Below are 1,073 nucleotides of genomic sequence, written 5' to 3' on the forward strand. Positions count from 1 at the left end.
CCAGTCATTACCAAAGATTAATACTTTTATTACCTGTTATTTAGAATGGATTTAAAAAGAGTGTCTCAAGAGGAAATCCTCTTATTAAAGAACCCGCAGCTTTAGCTTGAAACCATTAGATTTTCAGCAGGATTTCCGGTTTCCTCCCCTATAATTTTTTAAATTTGTGGCACACTCAAAAATACACTCATGAAATATCACCCTATAGACCGAAAACTTTTCATTAAAAATCGGAAGAATTTTACCGAAAAAATGGAATCTAATAGCCTGGCTGTTTTTAATTCCAATGACATATATCCTATTGGTGCCGATAGTACCATGCCCTTTCAGCAAGCGAGAGACCTTTTTTACCTTAGTGGGGTAGATCAGGATAAAAGTATCCTCGTATTATTCCCCGATGCACCTTCAGAAAAGTACCGGGAAATGCTGTTTTTGACTGAAACAAATGATCACATCGCTGTTTGGGAAGGTGAAAAATTAACCAAGGAAAAAGCTTTTGAAACCTCGGGTATCAAAAATGTGTTTTGGCTGAAGGATTTCGAAAAAGTTTTCTTTGAAGTCATGACTCAGTGCGAAACTGTTTACTTCAACACCAACGAACACTATCGTGCGAATGTGGAGACCGAAACCAGAGAAGACCGCTTCATCAAATGGTGCAAAGAGAAGTTTCCGGCGCACAAAGTAGCGAAGAGCAATCCTATCCTTCAGCGGTTGCGTTCTGTTAAGGATCGCATCGAGCTCGACTTGATGCAGACTGCCTGTGATATTACTGAAAAAGCTTTCCGCAGGGCTCTAAAATTTGTTAAACCCGGAGTTTGGGAGTATGAGATCGAAGCAGAATACTATCACGAGATGATAAGGAACCGTTCTAAAGGTTTTGCCTACACCCCTATTATCGCCAGCGGAAGCAATGCCAATGTGCTCCACTATATTGAGAACAATAAGCAATGTAAAGAGGGAGAGCTAATTTTACTTGACACCGGTGCCGAATATGCCAATTATGCCAGTGATCTTTCCCGAACTATTCCTGTTTCGGGGAAATTTACTAAACGCCAAAAAGAGGTCTACAATGC

The 1,073-nt window shown here is 40.3% G+C and carries 1 protein-coding gene; it reads left to right on the forward strand.

What is annotated here, in order from left to right; all coding sequences use genetic code 11:
• Window positions 1-189 precede the first annotated feature (189 nt).
• Window positions 190-1,073, forward strand: an 884-nt coding sequence (locus tag HC175_RS15185) for an aminopeptidase P N-terminal domain-containing protein (RefSeq protein WP_168139326.1), incomplete at its 3' end; no start/stop codon positions are given.

Source organism: Salinimicrobium oceani (assembly GCF_012037645.1).